Below are 17900 nucleotides of genomic sequence, written 5' to 3' on the forward strand. Positions count from 1 at the left end.
TAGAAGTCTTCTTTCCCTCCAGGATATCCCCCGCTGATGGAAGTCCCCGGTTACCGCCCGCTTTACCGCCAGGTCTACGACATCATCGTCAACAAGGTGGCCGATGGCGTCTGGCGGCCGGGGGAGGCCATCCCCAGCGAGCAGGCTCTGGCGCGTGAACTGGGTGTCAGCCAGGGGACCATGCGCAAGGTGCTGGATGCGCTGACGGCGGAAAAGCTGCTGGTCCGCCATCAGGGCAAGGGCACCTTCATTGCGGAAAATACGCAGGAACGATCACTTTTCCGGTTCTTCCGCATGGTGCGGCCGGGCGGCGAGCGGGTCACCCCCGCCATGGGGGAACAGAGCGTGCGCGTGCGCGTGGCCCGCGTCGCCGACCAGCAGCGGCTGGACCTGTCGAAGGGCAGCCGGGTCGTGGAGATCAACCGCGTGCGCCTGGTCGACAGCCGGCCCACTATCCGGGAGACGATCATCCTGCCATCGGCCCTGTTCCCGCGGATCGAGGACCGGATGCCGCTGCCCAACACGCTCTATTCGCTCTATCAGACGGAGTTCGGCATCAACATCGTGTCGGCCAGCGAGGAACTGCGCGCCGATATCGCCACACCGGATGACCAGCGCATGCTGGGTGCCCCGGCTGGTGCCGCCATCCTGTGCATCGACCGCATCGCGCTTTCCCTGCAGGAACGCAAGGTCGAATGGCGGACCAGCCGCATCTATGCCCGCGACCTCACCTATTCGGTGACGCTGAGCTAGAGCGTGTTTGCGCTGACCGGAAACACGCTCTAGGGAAATTCCCGGACGGCGCCTTGCAGGACCGATGCCGCTGCCAGTTCCCGGAACTGTTCCACCTGTGCCGCCTCCCATGCCGCATCGCGGCCCAGTTCGGCGGCCAGCAGGGTGGCGACGGCGGGGGCGGCATCGGCCGCCGCGCGGGCATCCAGCAGCAGGGCGCGGGTGCGCCTTGCCAGCACATCCTCCACCGTGCGCGCCATCTGGTGGCGGGCGGCGAACACCACCTCTCCCAGCCGGTAGGGCAGGCGGGGATGCAGGGGTGCGTCCCAGCCGGGCCGTTCGGCCAGCACGGCCCGCACAAGGGGCGCATCGCTGCCATGGGCCGCCAGCGGATCGGCGGGATCGGCCGGCTGTGCCCAGCCATGCAGGCGCAGGTCGCGCGTGGGGCACGGGCGCCGGGCCAGCCCGGCGACGGCGACGGCGGCATCCACCGTCTGTTCCGCCATCTCGCGATAGGTGGTCCATTTGCCGCCCGTGATGGTGACCAGCCCGCTGTCGGACCGCATCAGCACATGGTCGCGCGGCACGGCCGACGTGCCCGACACGCCCTTGGCCTTCACCAGCGGCCGGATGCCCGTGAAGGTGGCCAGCACATCGGCCCGCGTGGGCGGGCGCGTCAGGTATTGGGCGGCATGGGACAGCAGGAAGGCGATCTCGCTTTCCAGCGCATGCGGTTCCAGGCTGGGGGCGGGGATGGGCGTGTCGGTGGTGCCCACCACGGTCCGGTCCAGCCAGGGCAGCACGAACAGCACGCGGCCGTCCGCCGTCCTGGGGATCATGATGGCATCGTCGCCCCCCAGAAAGGACCGGTCCAGCACCAGATGCACGCCCTGGCTCAGCGACAGGCCGTCGGCCATGTCGGGCTGATCCATGCGGCGGACCTCGTCCATGAAGATGCCGGCGGCGTTCACCACCGCCCTGGCGGCGATCCGGTGGGTGGTGCCCGTTTCCATATCCTGCGCCGTGGCACCGGTCACCTTGCCGTCCCGCTTCACCAGGCCCGTGACGCGGACATGGTTCAGCAGGGTGGCACCGTGGTCGGCCGCACTGGCGGCGATCGACAACGCCAGGCGGGCATCGTCGAACTGCCCGTCATAATAGAGCACCCCGCCGCGCAGCCCGTCCGGCTTGACCATGGGCAGGCGCGCCAGCGTCCGGGCGCGCGACAGCAGGCGCGACCGGCCCAGCCCGAGCCGGCCGGCCAGCAGGTCATAGGCGAGCAGGCCCGCGCCGTAGAACAGCATGTCCCACCAGCGGTAGCAGGGCACGATGAAGCCCTGCCGCCGCGTCACCTGCGGCGCATTGGCCAGCAGCCGCCCCCGTTCATGCAGGGCATGGCGGACCAGATGGATATTGCCCTGCGCCAAATAGCGCACGCCGCCATGCACCAGCTTGGTCGATCGCGACGATGTGCCCTTGGCGAAGTCATGCGCTTCCAGCAACAGGGTGCGGTATCCGCGGGCCGCCGCGTCCAGGGCCGTGCCCAGCCCCGTCGCCCCGCCCCCGATGACCAGGATGTCCCATTCCGGCGTCTCGGCCAGCCTTTCCAGGCCGGCGGCGCGATCCAGCCCGCCCGTCATGCCTGCCCCTGTTCCGCGGCCCAGCCGCGCGAATGATCCACCGCCCGCGCCCATTGCCGGTAGAGCCGGTCGCGCTCGGCCGGCTTCATCCCCGGCTCGAACCGGCGGGCCGGCTTCCAGGTGGCCCTGATCTCCTCCCGGTCCTGCCAGATGCCGGTCGCCAGTCCGGCCAGATAGGCGGCCCCCAGGGCTGTGGTCTCCGCGATCTGCGGCACCTCCACGGGCACGCCCAGCAGGTCGGCCTGGAACTGCATCAGGAAACCATTGCCCACGGCCCCGCCATCGGCCCGCAGCTCCGTCAGGGTGATACCGGTCTGCGCCTCGATGGCGCGCACCACGTCGCCTGTCTGGTAGGCCATGGCCTCCAGCGCGGCACGGGCCAGATGCGCCCGGCCCGTGCCGCGCGTCAGGCCCGCGATCAGGCCGCGCGCATAGGGATCCCAGTGCGGCGCGCCCAGCCCCGTCAGCGCCGGCACGAAATAGACACCCTCATTATCCGGGATGGAGCGGGCCAGTTCCTCCGTCTGCGCGGCAGACGCGATCAGGCCCAGCCCGTCGCGCAGCCATTGTACCGCCGCGCCCGTGACGAAGATGGCTCCCTCCAGCGCATATTCCAGCGGCTCGTCGCCGATGCGCCAGGCCACGGTCGACAGCAGCGGTCCCGGATCGCGAAGCGTCTCCGCCCCCGTATGCATCAGCAGGAAGGAGCCCGTGCCATAGGTGTTCTTGGCCAGCCCCGGCCCGTGGCAGGCCTGGCCGAACAGGGCCGCCTGCTGGTCGCCGGCCACCCCGGCGATGGGGATGCCGGCCACGCCCAGGAACCCGTCCGCCGCCGTATGGCCCAGCACGGCCGATGATGGCCGCACGACTGGCAGGCCGCGGGCCGGCACGTCCATCAGGGCCAGCAAATCATCGTCCCAGCGGCCGGCATGAATGTCGAATAACTGGGTGCGGGCGGCATTGGACGGGTCGGTCACATGGGCCGCACCCCCTGTCAGGTTCCAGATCAGCCATGTGTCGATGGTGCCGAACAGGATGTCGCCCTTTTCCACCCCGGCGCGCAGGCCGGGCACATTTTCCAGCAGCCAGCGCAGCTTGGTGCCGGAAAAATAGGGATCGACGACCAGCCCGGTGCGGGACCGGATCAGGGCCGTGACCCCGTCGCGGGCCCGCAATTCGTCGCAGAAGGCAGCGGTGCGCCGGTCCTGCCAGACGATGGCGCGGTGCGCCGGCTCGCCCGTGTGCCGGTTCCAGGCCAGCACCGTCTCGCGCTGGTTGGTGATGCCGATGCCGCGCAGGTCGCGCGGCGCCAGCCCGGCCTGCTTCAGCGCGCGGGCGGCGGTGTCCAGCGTCACGCGCCAGATCTCCGCCGCGTCATGCTCCACCCGGCCGGGCTGCGGGTAATGCTGCGTGAACTCCGCATAGGCCCGGCCGGCGATCCGGGTTTCCCGGTCGAAGATGATGACGGTGGTGCCCGTGGTGCCCTGGTCGATCGCCAGGATATGGTCGGACATGGCCCTTCTTCCTTTTCCGGCGGATATTCTCGAACGGTCTGCCAATGGTCACACTATCCGCAACCGCCCGCCCCCAGGGAAGCGGGACCGGGCGGGCGGGCGCAAAATAATCAGCTCACCGTTTCCTCCCGCAGCGTCTTGCGGGCCATCCAGAACAAGGTGGAGGCGACGAGGCCGAACAGGGTGAAGAGGATCAGCGACCAGCGCACGCCTTCCGCGCTGCCCAGGCCCATGGGCCCGCTCAGCAGGTCGGAGATGGCGCCCACGCCCAGCGGTCCCAGGCCCAGACCGATCAGGTTGATGATGAACAGCAGCACGGCCGTGGCCGTCGCCCGCGTCTGCGGCCGCACCAGCCCCTGCACGGCGGCATAGCCGGGACCGTACCAGAGCGTGTTCAGCACGGGCGGGAAGGCCAGCATGGCCAGGGCCAGCGTCGTATTCTCCACCGTCAGCCCGACGATGTAGAAGGGGATGCCCATGGCCGTTGAGACGGCGGGGATCGACATATAGGCCCGCAGGTCCTTCGCCCCGTGCTTGTCGGCCAGGAAGCCGCCCAGCCAGGTGCCGACCGCCCCCGTCAGCCCCAGGATCAGGCCCAGCGCCACGCCCAGGAAGCCCGCGATGCCAAGCCCGAACCCGTCGGCCATGTCGGCCAGGCTTTCGGCGTGGTTGCGGAAGAAGAAGGGGGCCAGGAAGGCCGCCGCGCCATAGCCGATGAAGGCCTTGATGGCGGCGCCGAAGGCGATCAGCCAGAAGGCCCGCTTGGACCGCAGCTCTGCCCAGGCCTCGCCCAGGCTGGGGGCCGCCGCGCGGCGCGCGGCAAGGTCTGCGGCCAGCATCTGCCGCCGCGGCTCGCGCAGGGTGAAGGCGGCGACCAGGGCCATCAGCACCCCGGGCGCGCCGGCCACGATGAAGGCCATGCGCCAGCCCCAGGCATCGCCGATCAGCCCGCCCAGCAACATGCCCAGAAGTCCGCCCAGCGGCGTGCCCAGCGAATAGAAGGCCAGGGCCGAGGCGCGCTTCTCCCGCGGGGTGTAATCGCTGATCAGCGAATGGGCCGGCGGCGTGCAGCCGGCCTCGCCGACGCCGACGCCGATGCGGCACAGGACAAGCTGCGTGAAATTCTGCGCCATGCCGCACAGCGCGGTGAACCCGCTCCAGGTGCCCACGGCCGCCGCGATGATCAGCGGCCGGTTGCCCCGTTCGGCCACCCGCGCGATGGGGATGCCCAGGAAGGTGTAGAACAGGGCGAAGGCCAGCCCCGTCATCACGCCAAGCTGCCAGTCGGCCAGATGCAGTTCGTTCTTGATGGGCTCCGCCAGGATGGCGACGATCTGGCGGTCCAGGAAATTCAGGATGTAGATGATGAGCAGCACCCACAGCGCATAGCGGCGATAACCGTCGCTGACGGGCGGAACGGCGGGAACGGGAGACGGTCCCCCCGCGGCGCTTGGGGCCTTGCCGGCCCCGGCTTGCATGGTCTGCACAACATCTCCTCCCACTATTCTTTCCAACTGCCGGGGCCGGTTTTCCGGCCGCCTTCACGTGAACCGGCGGGCTTTCCCCCTGCCGGCGTTATCCGCCCATCTCGATCCAGGCCAGGACGAACAGGGCGATGAACAGGGTTTCCGCCACGACCAGGGTGATGGCGGCGCGGCCCACCGCCATGATGTCGCGCGCCGATGTCTTCATGCCCAGGGCTGCGACCGAGATCAGCAGCAGCCAGCGCGACAGTTCCGACAGGCCGGTCGCCACGGGGCCCGGCACCCAGCCCATGCCGTTGACGCCGGCCAGCAGGACGAAGGCGATCAGGAAGCCGGGAAGGGGTGTCACCCTGGCTTCCCCGTCGCCCGTACCCGCCGTGGCCCGCCGCCGGGTGGCCAGCACGGTGATGGCCACGACGACGGGCAGCAGCATGGCAACCCGCATCAGCTTCACCACCGTCGCCGTGTCGCCGGCCTGCGGGGACTGGCTGTAGCCGGCGCCCACCACCTGCGCCACGTCATGGATGGACCCGCCGAAGAAGCGGCCCGCCGCCTGCGCGTCCAGCCCCAGCCAGCCGCCGATGGCCGGATAGGCCAGCATGGCCAGGGTGGACAGGGTGGTGACGCAGGCGATCACGACGACGGTGTCGCGCTCGGCATCCTTGCGCGGCCAGGCGGCGGCGATGGCCATGGCGGCGGAGGCGCCGCAAATGCCCACGGCCCCGCCCGACAGCACGCCGAACCGCGTCCCGATGCCCGTGACCCGCGCCACCAGCCAGCCGAAGCCGATGGTCAGCGGCACGGCGCAGGCGACCATGGCGGCGGTGGACCAGCCCAGTTCACCGATCTGCGCGAAGGTGATGCGCAGGCCCAGCAACGCCACCGACAACCGCAGCAGCGTGCGGGCCGACAGCGCGATGCCGGGCGCGTAGCGCGGTTCCCCCGGCAGGCTGTTCAGCGCCATGCCCAGCAGCAGGGCGAAGACCATGGAAGGGGCATTGTAATGGTCGGACAGATAGGTCGCCGCCAGCGCCACCACCATGGTGGCCACCAGGCCGGGCATTGCCGTGCGCGCCCTGTCCAGCCGGTCCTTCACGCAGGCGGCGGCCGGGGCCATCATGCCTCCAGTTCTTCCAGTACGGCGCGGGCCGTCACCTCGCTGACCCGCGCATTGCTTTCATCCGTCACGCCGGCGATATGCGGGGTCAGGATCAGGTTCGGCACGTCGCGGAACAATGCGCCCGAGGCCGCCGTCACCGGCTCGGTGGCGAAGACGTCCAGCGCGGCCCCGCCCAGCCCGCCGGCCCGCAGCGCAGCGCAAAGGGCCGGCTCGTCCACCACCCCGCCGCGCGCCGCATTGATCAGGATGGCGTCCTTCTTCATGCGCGCGATGGCGGGACCGTCGATCATGCCCGTGGTGGCCGGTGTCAGCGGCACATGCAGGCTGACCACGTCGGCCGTTTCCAGCAGCGCTTCCAGCGACTGGCGTTCCACCTGCACCCAGGCCGGATGGCGTTCGGGCAGGTGCGGGTCGTAGGCCGCGACCGAAAAGCCCAGCGCGCGCGCCTTCTGTGCCGTCAGCCGGGCGATGGCGCCATAGCCCACCAGACCCAGGCGCTTGCCCGCCGCCTCGCGCCCGATCAGGTCCATGCGCGGCCAGGACCCGTCGGCCACGCAGGCCGACGCGAACCAGGACCGGCGCAGCAGCATCAGCGCGGCCGTGACGACATATTCGGCCACGGCCAGGTCGTTGGCGCCCGTGGCGGGCCGGACCTTCACATTGCGCGCGGCGCAGGCGGCCGTGTCGATATTGTCCAGCCCCACGCCCAGCCGGCCCACGACCTTCAGCCCCGGCGCCTTGTCCAGCAGATCCTGGCGCACCTGGGTCCTGTTGCGCACGATCAGGGCGCGTGCATCGGCGATGGCGGCGGCCAGCCTTTCCGGCTGGTCCACCAGCCGGGGATCGTAAAGCACGTCACGGCCGCCCAGCACGGCGGCGATGGCGGCCTCGTCCATGAACTCGGTGATGACGATCTCGGGCATGATGGTTCCCGTTTGAAGTGTGGATGTCCGTGAACATCGCCCCCGCAGGGCCTTTTCCACATGCGCGGGCAAGGCCCTGTGGGGCGCGCCGCCGTACCCGCTTTGCGTTGAGTTCCACTCAACGCAAAGCGGGTATCAGCCCGTCAGCCCCAGTATTTCCGCATGCAGCGCTTCGGGGATGTTCAGCCCTTCGGCCGCCGCCTTCCGCCGCAGCGCCAGCCTGCGGTCCCCCGGCAGGCGGGCGGGTGCCTCGCCATCCACGACGGCCAGCATGTGCGCCATCCGTCCGGCATAGTCCCCGCCACCGAAGCGGCCGGGATCCAGCACGACCAGCAACTGCCCCAGGTCGGGCGGTCCGCCCTCCCCATCAAAGAAGCCGCTGGCGTTCCAGCCGAAATTGCCGCCGACCAGGGCAGCACAGATCACCTCCACCATCAGGGCCAGGGCCGCGCCCTTGGCACCGCCGATGGGCAGCAGCGATCCGCCCAGCGCCGCCTTGGCGTCGGTGGTGGGATCACCCTGCGCATCCAGCGCCCAGCCTTCGGGAATGGGCTTGCCGGCCTTCGACGCGGCCATGATCTTGCCACGCGCCGCCACCGACAGGGCCATGTCGATGACCAGCGGGGCGCGGCCGGGCAGGGGGGCGGCGAAGGCGACGGGGTTGGTTCCCATCAGCGACCGCCGCCCGCCCGGCAGGGCCATGGCGGCGGGTGTGTTGGCGAAGGCCAGCGCCACCAGACCCGCATCGGCCAGCCGTTCCACATGCCGGCCGGCCTGGCCGAAATGGTGGGAACGGTGGATGGCGGCGGCGGCCACGCCGGTCCTGGCCGCCAGGGGCACCAGCCGTTCGATGGCCAGGTCGATGGCGGGGTAGGCAAAGCCGTTGGCCGCATCGATGCGGAGCCCGGCATCACCGGCCGGTGCGGCGGCGGGCACCGCATGGCCCGCCACCTTGCCCACCCGCGCGTGCAGCGCATAGGACGGGACGCGGGACAGCCCATGGCCCGCCTGCCCATCCACCTCCGCCGCCACCAGGGCGGCGGCGGTGGCGGCCGCATTGGCGGGGGAGACGCCGCTGGCGATCAGCGCCCCCTCCGCCAGTGCCACGGCCTCTGCCAGTGTGATGGCAACCATGCTCATGCGGACCGGTACAGCTTGGTCATGACGAACTCCCTGTGGCCCAGTGCCTCTGCCGCCGTCAGGCGGCCGTTGGCCGTGCGGGCGATCATGTCGATCAGGGCGTCGCCGGCCTGGTCGATGGTCATGTCGCGGCGGACGATGCCGGACACGTCGACATCCACATGCTCGCTCATCAGGCGCACGGTACGCGGGTTACCGGTGATCTTGATGACGGGCATGATCGGGTTGCCGATGACGTTGCCCTGCCCCGTGGGGAAGCAATGCACGACATAGCCGGCGGCCGCCTGAAGCGTGCAGCATTCCGCAGCAGCCGACGATGTGTCCATGAAATAAAGACCGGGGCCGCGGGCCGGCGCTTCCGCCGGTTCCAGCACGTCGATGAACGACGTCTTCTTGCCGATCTTCTCCAGGTTGCCCAGCGCCTTTTCCTCGATCGTCGTCAGGCCGCCGGCGATGTTGCCCTTGGTCGGCTGGCTGTCGGACAGGTCGGAGGTCTTGTGCGCCTCGATCACGTCGTCCTGGTAGGATTGCCAGGTCTTCATGAATTTGGCCGCCACGTCGGCATCGGCGGCGCGGGCGGCGGCCAGATGCTCGGCCCCCGTCAGTTCGGACGTCTCGCCGAAGCAGCCATAAAGCCCCAGCTCCACCAGCTTGTCATACATGTTGCCGACGGTGGGGCAGGAGGCCAGGCCCGTCGTCGTGTCACTCTCCCCGCACTTGGCGGCCACCCAGACATCGGTGAGGGGGCATTCGGTGCGCACCAGTTCCGACGCCCATTGGGAAAATTCCTTGGCCTTCCTCGATGCGGCGGCGACGGTGGCGATATCGCCATTGCCCTCGATCCAGAAACCCGCGACCGGCTTGCCCGTGGCGGCGATGCCCTCGACCACCTTCTGGGTCCAGCCCTCCTCGATGCCGATCACGATGCAGGCGGCCACGTTGGGGTTGGCGCCCGTGCCGATGATGGTGCGGAAATGCAGGTCCAGGTCGGCGCCGAACTGCAGGCGGCCATAGGAATGCGGCAGCGCGATGGTGCCCTGGATGTGGGCGGCAACGGCCTCGCAGGCGGCGTTCGAGATGTCGTCCAGCGGCAGGATGGCAACGTGATTGCGCACGCCGACGCGCCCGTTCTCGCGGCGATAGCCCCAGATTTTACGATCGGAATAGCCCATGATCCCCGTCCCCTTACCAGCGCTTCGTCTTGAGATTGTGGGTGTGGACGTGGGCGCCCTTCCCGATCGGCTGCACGACCTTGCCGATATCCTCCCCGTACTTGATGACCGTGTCGCCCGCCGCGAAGTCGCGCAGCGCGACCTTGTGGCCGATCTGGACGGGCTGGCTGACGGTCATCCGGAACTCGCTGTTATCCTCCGTCACGACGCACAGCATGTCGGTGCCGGCCTCCAACCCCTCCACGACGACGACGCCGACATTGTCGCGCCGGTCATGGACCAAAAGATGTGGTGCGTCCACAGGAGCCTCCCTCGTTCTAGGCAAGTCTGAAGTCTTATATAAGACACATATGTGCAGATTGCCGAACGCTTGGCAAGCGGGCTTTTTGATGATTTTCAGGAATGGCGGTATTCTGCCGATTTTTGCATTGACTTTACGTTTGAAAGGGCCATTCATGTCAGCGGTCTTATATAAGAGCAGGTGACATGTCCAACCCGCCATCCGACCGGAAACGCCCCCTGCGCAGCGCCCGCTGGTTCGCCTCGGGCGACATGCGCGGCTTTGCGCACCGCCAGCGCACCCAGCAGATGGGATTACGGCGGGAAGAGTTCATGGACCGCCCGGTGATCGCCATCGTGAACACCTGGAGTGAGATGAGTCCCTGTCACATCCATCTGCGCGACGTGGCCGAGGCGGTGAAACGCGGTGTGCTGCGGGCCGGCGGCTATCCCGTGGAACTGCCGGCGCTCAGCGTGGGCGAGGTGATGGTGAAGCCCACCACCATGCTCTACCGCAATTTCCTGGCGATGGAGACGGAAGAACTGCTGCGGTCCCATCCCATCGACGGGGCCGTGCTGCTGGGGGGCTGCGACAAGTCCACGCCGGGCCTGCTGATGGGGGCGATCAGCGCCGGGCTGCCTGCGATCTATTGCCCAGCGGGTCCCATGGCAAACGGCCAGTGGCGGGGCACCAAGACCGGGGCCGGCACCCATACCAAGAAATACTGGGATGAATTGCGGGCCGGCACGATCGGCCCCGCCGACTGGCTGGACCTGGAATCGCGGATGACGCGGTCCATCGGCACCTGCAATACCATGGGCACGGCGTCGACCATGACGGGCATCGTCGACGCCATGGGCCTGACATTGCCCGGCGCCTCGTCCATTCCCGCCATCGACAGCGGCCATCGCCGCATGGCCAGCCTGTGCGGCGAACGCATCGTGGCCATGGTGGACGAGGACCTGACGCCGGCGAAGATCCTGACGCGCGACGCCTTCCTGAACGGGGTGGTCGCCTATATGGCGCTGGGCGGATCGACGAATGCCGCCATCCATCTGGTCGCCATGGCGGGGCGGGCCGGGGTGGACCTGTCGCTGGATGATCTGGCCGCCGCCGCCCGCCGCATTCCGGTCTGTGCCAACCTGTTCCCGTCGGGCAACGCGCTGATGGAGGATTTCTTCTTCGCGGGCGGCCTGTGCGCGCTGCTGGCCAAGCTGCGGGACCATCTGCGGCCGGATTGCCTGACCGTGACGGGCCGCACCCTGGGGGAGAATATTGCCGATTCCGTCTGTCACGATGACGAGATCATCCGCGACCCGTCCAACCCCGTCGTGCCGCTGGCCCGCGGCGCGACGCTGGCCCTGCTGCGCGGCAATCTGTGCCCCGACGGGGCCGTGATGAAATCCAGCGCCGCCGATCCGCGGCTGCTGTCGCATACGGGCCGGGCCCTGGTGTTCGACAGCAATGCCGACATGCTGGCCGCCATCGACGATCCGGACCTGGATGTCGATGCCGACAGCGTCATCATCCTGCGCAATGGTGGGCCCGTGGGGGCGCCCGGCATGCCGGAATGGGGCAACCTGCCCATTCCCAAGAAGCTCCTGGCCCGGGGCGTGCGCGACATGGTCCGCATTTCCGATGCCCGCATGTCGGGCACGCATTACGGTGCCTGCATCGTGCATGCAGCGCCGGAGGCGGCGGTCGGTGGTCCGCTGGCCCTGGTGCGCACGGGCGATCTGATCCGGCTGGACGCGGCCGCCGGCCGGCTGGACATGCTGGTCGACGAGGCGGAACTGCAAGCGCGCCGGACCGCCTGGACCCCGCCGGCCAGCCCCTATGAACGGTCCTATGCCGCCCTTTACCGCGCCCATGTCACCCAGGCGCCGCAGGGCTGTGACTTCGACTTCCTGGCCGGCACGGCGACAGTGCCGGAACCGCCGATCTATTGAGGAACCGATATGCCTGTCCCCCTGAACCCGCTGAAGCCGCGGCTGGCCGATACGTCCCGCCTGCTGACCGGCACCTGGCTGATGTCGGGCGCCCCCAGCACCGCGGAAGCGCTTGGCCATTGCGGCTTCGATTTCCTGGTCGTCGATATGGAGCATGTGCCCATCGAGATGCCGGACCTGGCCAATATCCTGCGCGCCATCGAATGCACGCCGGCCAGCGCCATCGTGCGGCTGGCCTGGAACGACCAGGTGCTGGTCAAGCGCGTCATGGATGCCGGCGCCCGCACACTGATGTTCCCGTTCGTGGAAACGGTGGAGGAGGCGCAGGCCGCGGTATCCTATACCCGCTACCCGCCCGACGGGGTGCGGGGGGTGGCGGCCGTGCATCGCGGTTCCCGCTATGGGCGGGTGCCCGACTATCTGACCCGCGCCAATGCGGAGGTGGCCGTCATCGTACAGATGGAAACGCCGCAGGCGGTCGAGCGTGCCGGGGAGATGGCTTGTGTGCCCGGCGTGGATGCGCTGTTCCTGGGGCCGGGCGACCTGTCGGCCGCCATGGGCCTGATCGGACAGGTGGGCCATCCCGACGTTCAGGCCATGATCGCGCGGGCCGCCGCCCTGACCCGTGCCGCCGGCAAGCCCATCGGCATCGTCGGCCCCAACCCGGAGATGGTGGGCCGGTTCATCGATTACGGTTACAGTTTCGCGGCCGTGGCGTCGGACATCGCCATGATGACGGGCCGCGCCGTGGAATGGCAGGCCGCACTGCGCGGACAGGCGGCGGAAGCGCCGGTGGCGGCCGGCCCTTATTGAGGAGCGCGGTATATGAGCGGCGCTGTGGCCGTGCTGCCGGAGCGGTTTTCGGTCAGCCGGGAACCGCTTCAGCGTTACGTTGTCGTCTGATCTGGCATCCGCCAGCCGTTCCCGCCAGGAGGCGACCGCCATGTCCGATCCCATTTCCCTGGCCGCCGGTGCCCTGCGCGCCGTGATCGCGCCGGGCCTGGGCGCATCGATCCTGTCCTTCACGCATGCCGGCGGCGACATCCTGCGGCCCGCCACGCCGGCGGCGCTGGCGGGGGGGCAGGTGCGGCTGACGGGTGGCTATCCCATGCTGCCCTTCGCCAACCGCATTGCCGATGGCCGTTTCCTGTTCGCCGGCCGCTGGCACCGGATACGGCCCAATTTCCCGGATCTGGGGCCGCACGCCCTGCACGGATCGGGCTGGCAGCGCGCCTGGACACTGGTGGAAAGCGGGCCGGCGCATCTGTCGCTGACGCTGGCCCATATCCCCGCGGCGGAGGGCGACTGGCCCTTCGCCTTCACGGCCGGGCTGGAATACCGCCTGACGCCGGCGGGGCTGGATGTGGGCATGCGGCTGGTCAATGACAGTGCCGGCATGGCCCCGGCCGGCATGGGGCTGCACCCGAATTTCCGGCGCGTGCCGGGCGCCATGCTGCGCTTTTCAGCCCTGTCGCACTGGCGGCCGGGACCCGATGGGCTGCCGGCCAGCGTCAGCATGCCGCCCGATCCGGATTTCCGCCACGGTCGGCTGCTGGATGACAGCGTGCTGGACGGGGATTTTCCCGGCTGGGCCGGCATCGCCCATGTCACGGGTCTGGCGCCCGGCCTGCTGGTCAGCCTGCGGGCCGACAGGCTGTTCGGCACGCTGCGCGTCTTTACCCCGACGGCCCGCGATTTCTTCGGGCTGGAACCGGTCACCCATGGCGCCAACGCCATCAATCAGCCGGAACTGCCGCCCATGGCCATCCTGGCCCCCGGTGCCGCCCTGTCCGGCACCATCAGCATCCTTGCGGAGCCGATCTGATGCATCATGATGCATTCACCCCCGTCCTGCCCCTGCGCTGCGCCCTGGGTGAAAGCCCGGTCTGGGACGATGCGGCCGGCATCCTGTCCTTCGTCGATATCCTGGGCCGGTGCCTGCACCTTTATCGTCCGGACGACGGGACGGTGCGCAGCCTGGGTCTGCCCGAACATGTCGGCTGCGCCGTGCCGCTGGCCGGCGGCGGCCATGTCGCAGGCCTGCGCACCGGGATTTTCCGGCTGGGACCCGACGCTACTTCCACCGGCCTGCTGGCGGTAAACCCCACCGACCCGGCCGATACCCGTTTCAACGACGGACGGGTCGATCCGTCCGGGCATCTGGTGATCGGCAGCATCGACGAGCCGAAATCCGGTTCCCGCGGCGCGCTATACCGGTTGGAGAAGACGGGGCTGCGCCTTCTGTTCGGCGGGCTGCTCACCTCCAACGGGCTGGCCTTCTCCCCCGATGGCCGCACCCTGTACCATGCCGACACGCCACGCTTCGCCGTGCATGCCTATGATTACGACCCGGATAGCGGTGCGGTGGCGGGCAAGCGTCTGTTCGCGCAACTGGACCCGTCGGCCAGCGACCGCGGCCGGCCCGACGGGGCGGCCGTGGACGAGGATGGCTGTTACTGGACGGCGCTGTTTGCCGGCGGAAGGGTGCAGCGATACGATCCCGACGGCCGGCTGATGGCCGAATACAGGCTGCCCGCGCGGTGCCCGACCATGCCCTGTTTCGGCGGGCCCGACCGCAGGACCCTTTATGTCACCAGTGTCGGGGCGGGGCTGGACGGTCCGTTGGACGGTGCCCTGTTTGCCATGCCGGTCGATGTCGCCGGCCTGCCCAGCCCGCCCTGCAATCCGGAGAGCCTGCCATGAGCGCCGTTGCCCGTTATCCCAGCCTGGAAGGCCGGTCCGTCCTGATCACCGGCGGGGCCTCCGGCATCGGGGCCGCCATGGTGGAGGCGTTCGCCGCCCAGCAGGCCCGCGTCAGCTTCATCGATATCGACGCGGCGGCGGGCACGGCCATGGCGGCGCGTACCGGTGCCCGTTTCGTGCCCTGCGACGTGACCGACATCGCCGCCCTGCGCGCGGCCATCGCCGATACCGAAGCGGCGGCGGGTGGCATCGACGTGCTGGTCAACAATGCCGGCAAGGACGATCGCCAGACGGTGGACGGGGTGGAGCCGGAGAGCTGGCGGCGCATGCTGGCGCTGAACCTGGACCACCAGTTCTTCGCCAGCCAGGCCGTAGCCCCCGCCATGATGGCGCGCGGGGCCGGGGCCATCATCATGCTGGGCAGCATCTCCTGGATGCGCGGCCGGCCCGGCATGGTCAGCTATACCACCGCCAAGGCGGCCATCAACGGCCTGACCCGCACGCTGGCCCGCGAATACGGGCCGGGCGGGGTCCGGGTGAACTGCATCGTGCCGGGGGCCATCCTGACCGACCGGCAGGCGGCCCTGTGGCTGACACCGGAACTGAACCAGCAATTCATCGATCTCCAGGCGCTCAAATTCCGCCTGACGGCCGGGCATGTGGCCCGCATGGCCCTGTTCGTGGCCTCCGATGAAAGTGCGGGCTGCACCGGCGCCAACTTCATCGTCGATGCCGGGCTGACCCAGAACTGATAACATCGGCCATCATGGGGTGGCAGGGTTTATTCCGGAAGCGGAATGAACTCCGTCTCCCCCGGTACGGCTGCGAAACGACCGTTGCGCCAATCGGCTTTGGCGTCCTCGATCCGTTCCTTGGAACTGGAGACGAAGTTCCACCAGATATAGCGCGACCCGTCCATCGGCTCCCCGCCCAGCAGCAGCAGGCGGGTGCGGCATTCGGCCCTCACGGTCAGGGCGTCGCCTTCGCGCAGCACCAGCAACTGGCCGGCCCCACCCTCTGCCATGTGGATGTCGCCCGCGATGTCCACACGGCCATCGGCCAGGTACAGCGCCCGTTCGGGGTGGCTGGCCGGAATTTCCAGCCGCGCGCCCGCATCCAGCAGGATTTCCAGATAGATGGTTTCCGACAGGGTGCGGACGGGGGAGGTCTCCCCGAACAGTTCGCCTGCGATCAGGCGCATCCAGACGCCATGGTCACTGATGATGGGCAGCCCGTCGCTGGGATAATGCACGAAGCCGGGGTCGATCTCCTCGAACCGCTGCGGCAGTGCCACCCAGCTCTGGAAGCCGGCCAGATGGTTGCCATGGGCCCGAAGTCCGGCCTCGGTCCGTTCGGAATGCGCGATGCCGCGCCCCGCCGTCATCCAGTTGACGGCACCGGGGCGGATGGCCTGCACGCTGCCCAGGCTGTCGCGATGCATGATCTCGCCCTCCGTCAGATAGGTGACGGTGGACAGGCCGATATGCGGGTGCGGGCGGACATCCAGCCCCGTGCCGGCCGGCAGGAAGCCGGGGCCCATCTGGTCCCAGAAGATGAAGGGCCCGACCATGCGGCGCTTCGCCGTGGGCAGGGCGCGGCGCACCTCGAACCCGCCGACATCATGGCTCTTGGGCACGACCACCAGTTCGATGGGGCTGTCGGGCGACACACTCATCCTCATTCCTCCTGCTCCTCGGGGGGTATGGCGCGGGGGCGGCCATGGTCATCGATGGCCACGAAGGTGAACAGGGCCTCCGTCACCTTGAAACGATGCTCATCCTTGCGTGACCGGCGCCAGGCCTCCACATGGATCTTCATGGAGGTGCGGCCGATGCTGTCGATGCTGGCATAAAGGCTGACCTCGTCGCCGACGAAGACGGGCCGGTGGAACACCATCCCGTCCACCGCCACGGTGGCGCATCGGCCGCGGGCCCGGCGGGCGGCGGCATTCCCGGCGGCAAGATCCATCTGCGCCATCAGCCAGCCGCCGAAAATATCACCGGACGGATTGGTGTCGGCCGGCATGGCGATGGTGCGCACCGCCGGTTCCGTGGGACATCCGTCCGTGACCTTCTGTTCTCCCGTCATCCCGCCCTGCTGTTGGTTTTTCTGTTTGGAAAACAGCATGATGCACGGACCCGGCGGCCCTGTCGACGGTCAAGCCGCACGGTTTGGCGGGGCACCCATGTGTCCGGCTGCGGGCGTTGTCACTTGCACAGGGGGCGGCGCATGGTCAAATAGTCCTTTCCGAAGCAACGAGGCCGACCCATGTCAGCGCGTCCTTCCTCCTATTCGCAGGCCCCCCAGTCCCAGGCGCTGGCCAACCTGGACCCGATCTGGGCCGGCCTGCGCACGGAAGCCGCGCAGGCCGTGGCGGATGAACCGTTGCTGGCCGCCCTGTTCTATGGCGCCATCCTGAACCAGCCCTCGCTGGAAGCCGCCGTGATCCACCGGGTGGCCGCCCGGCTGGCCCATCCCGACGTGCAGGGCGAATTGCTGGTCCAGGCCTTTTCCGACGCGCTGAATGCCGAGCCGGAACTGGGCCAGGCCTTCCGGGCCGACATCGCCGCCGTGCTGGACCGTGACCCCGCTTGCTACCGCCATATCGAGCCGGTGCTGTATTTCAAGGGATATCAGGCGCTGGAAACCCACCGCATGGCCCACCGGCTTTGGCATATGGGCCGCCGCGACCTGGCGCTTTACCTGCAAAGCCGGTCGTCGGTGGTGTTCGGGGTGGATATCCACCCCGCCGCCCGTTTCGGCCGCGGCGTCATGATCGACCATGCCACGGGCGTGGTGGTGGGGGAAACGGCCGTGGTCGGCGACAATGTCTCCATGCTGCACGGCGTCAATCTGGGCGGCAACGGCAAGGATCTGGGCGACCGCCATCCCAAGATCGGGTCGGGCGTGCTGCTGGGCGCCAACGCCAAGGTGCTGGGCAATATCCATGTCGGTGACTGCGCGCGTGTGGGGGCGGGATCGGTCGTGCTGCGCAGCGTGCCGCCCGGCGTCACCGTGGCCGGGGTCCCGGCCAAGGTGATCGGCGAGGCTGGCTGTGCCAACCCCGCCCGCGTCATGGACCATGTGTTCGCCGACTACAAGGATGCCGGCGCCGATATCTGATACCACCCTGACAGCGGCCGGAAACCTTGACCGATGGTCAAGGTTTCCGGCACCTCAAGCGTCGGCGCCCACATGCGTGGGGTTGGCCTCCCGCGGGCGTGTTCCCGCTGACTGAAAGCC

At 69.0% G+C, this 17900-nt stretch carries 17 protein-coding genes; 7 read left to right on the plus strand and 10 right to left on the minus strand.

Going from position 1 to position 17900, the window contains the following annotated elements; translation table 11 throughout:
* Positions 1–36: 36 nt before the first annotated feature.
* The gene (locus ACM9LZ_RS14390; protein ID WP_416620179.1) at positions 37–753 is read left to right on the plus strand and encodes a GntR family transcriptional regulator; all 717 of its coding nucleotides are present in this window, start codon (positions 37–39) and stop codon (positions 751–753) included.
* A gap of 29 nt (positions 754–782) precedes the next feature.
* On the opposite strand, the gene ACM9LZ_RS14395 is transcribed toward ACM9LZ_RS14390, so the two are convergent.
* The 8 genes from ACM9LZ_RS14395 to ACM9LZ_RS14430 all read right to left on the minus strand — a co-directional run bounded on the left by ACM9LZ_RS14395 (position 783) and on the right by ACM9LZ_RS14430 (position 10026).
* Positions 783–2372, minus strand: coding sequence for a glycerol-3-phosphate dehydrogenase/oxidase (locus ACM9LZ_RS14395; RefSeq protein WP_416620180.1), 1590 nt, complete (start codon positions 2370–2372; stop codon positions 783–785).
* Entirely contained in the window at positions 2369–3886 is a 1518-nt protein-coding gene (gene glpK / locus ACM9LZ_RS14400; protein ID WP_416620181.1) for a glycerol kinase GlpK, read from the minus strand. The genes ACM9LZ_RS14395 and glpK overlap by 4 nt, the downstream gene beginning before the upstream one ends.
* A 110-nt stretch (positions 3887–3996) precedes the next feature.
* Positions 3997–5364 (minus strand): spinster family MFS transporter, encoded by a 1368-nt coding sequence (locus ACM9LZ_RS14405; protein WP_416620270.1) that lies wholly within the window; start codon positions 5362–5364, stop codon positions 3997–3999.
* 97 nt (positions 5365–5461) lie between these two features.
* A complete protein-coding gene (locus ACM9LZ_RS14410; protein WP_416620182.1) occupies positions 5462–6490 on the minus strand; it encodes a YeiH family protein in 1029 nt (342 codons plus the stop codon).
* Entirely contained in the window at positions 6487–7413 is a 927-nt protein-coding gene (locus ACM9LZ_RS14415) for a hydroxyacid dehydrogenase (RefSeq protein WP_416620183.1), read from the minus strand. The genes ACM9LZ_RS14410 and ACM9LZ_RS14415 overlap by 4 nt, the downstream gene beginning before the upstream one ends.
* A gap of 135 nt (positions 7414–7548) precedes the next feature.
* On the minus strand, positions 7549–8553 hold the full coding sequence (locus tag ACM9LZ_RS14420; RefSeq protein WP_416620184.1) for an Ldh family oxidoreductase: 1005 nt from the start codon (positions 8551–8553) through the stop codon (positions 7549–7551).
* Positions 8550–9725: a UxaA family hydrolase gene (locus tag ACM9LZ_RS14425; RefSeq protein ID WP_416620185.1), complete on the minus strand. Its 1176-nt coding sequence runs from the start codon at positions 9723–9725 to the stop codon at positions 8550–8552. Before ACM9LZ_RS14425 ends, ACM9LZ_RS14420 begins: the two co-directional genes overlap by 4 nt.
* A 13-nt stretch (positions 9726–9738) precedes the next feature.
* Positions 9739–10026, minus strand: a complete 288-nt coding sequence (locus ACM9LZ_RS14430) for a UxaA family hydrolase (protein ID WP_416620186.1) — start codon at positions 10024–10026, stop codon at positions 9739–9741.
* Positions 10027–10211: 185 nt separating this feature from the next.
* Here ACM9LZ_RS14430 and araD point away from each other — a divergent pair, with 185 nt between their 5' ends.
* The 5 genes from araD to ACM9LZ_RS14455 all read left to right on the plus strand — a co-directional run bounded on the left by araD (position 10212) and on the right by ACM9LZ_RS14455 (position 15409).
* The gene (gene araD / locus ACM9LZ_RS14435) at positions 10212–11954 is read left to right on the plus strand and encodes an L-arabinonate dehydratase (protein WP_416620187.1); all 1743 of its coding nucleotides are present in this window, start codon (positions 10212–10214) and stop codon (positions 11952–11954) included.
* A 9-nt stretch (positions 11955–11963) separates the two neighbouring features.
* Entirely contained in the window at positions 11964–12767 is an 804-nt protein-coding gene (locus ACM9LZ_RS14440; protein WP_416620188.1) for an HpcH/HpaI aldolase family protein, read from the plus strand.
* Positions 12768–12897: 130 nt separating this feature from the next.
* Positions 12898–13779, plus strand: a complete 882-nt coding sequence (locus ACM9LZ_RS14445; protein ID WP_416620189.1) for an aldose 1-epimerase — start codon at positions 12898–12900, stop codon at positions 13777–13779.
* A complete protein-coding gene (locus ACM9LZ_RS14450; RefSeq protein ID WP_416620190.1) occupies positions 13779–14657 on the plus strand; it encodes an SMP-30/gluconolactonase/LRE family protein in 879 nt (292 codons plus the stop codon). Before ACM9LZ_RS14445 ends, ACM9LZ_RS14450 begins: the two co-directional genes overlap by 1 nt.
* Positions 14654–15409, plus strand: a complete 756-nt coding sequence (locus tag ACM9LZ_RS14455; protein WP_416620191.1) for an SDR family NAD(P)-dependent oxidoreductase — start codon at positions 14654–14656, stop codon at positions 15407–15409. Before ACM9LZ_RS14450 ends, ACM9LZ_RS14455 begins: the two co-directional genes overlap by 4 nt.
* A gap of 29 nt (positions 15410–15438) precedes the next feature.
* Here the strand turns inward: ACM9LZ_RS14455 and ACM9LZ_RS14460 are convergent, their stop codons facing one another.
* Entirely contained in the window at positions 15439–16332 is an 894-nt protein-coding gene (locus ACM9LZ_RS14460) for a pirin family protein (RefSeq protein ID WP_416620192.1), read from the minus strand.
* A 2-nt stretch (positions 16333–16334) separates the two neighbouring features.
* Positions 16335–16745, minus strand: coding sequence for an acyl-CoA thioesterase (locus ACM9LZ_RS14465; RefSeq protein WP_416620193.1), 411 nt, complete (start codon positions 16743–16745; stop codon positions 16335–16337).
* Between the two features lie 180 nt (positions 16746–16925).
* On the opposite strand from ACM9LZ_RS14465, the gene cysE reads away from it, so the two are divergent.
* Positions 16926–17780: a serine O-acetyltransferase gene (cysE, locus tag ACM9LZ_RS14470; RefSeq protein WP_416620194.1), complete on the plus strand. Its 855-nt coding sequence runs from the start codon at positions 16926–16928 to the stop codon at positions 17778–17780.
* Positions 17781–17900: the final 120 nt, after the last annotated feature.

The sequence above is a fragment of the Niveispirillum fermenti genome, from assembly GCF_048066175.1.
GTDB classification, from domain to species: Bacteria; Pseudomonadota; Alphaproteobacteria; order Azospirillales; family Azospirillaceae; genus Niveispirillum; species Niveispirillum fermenti.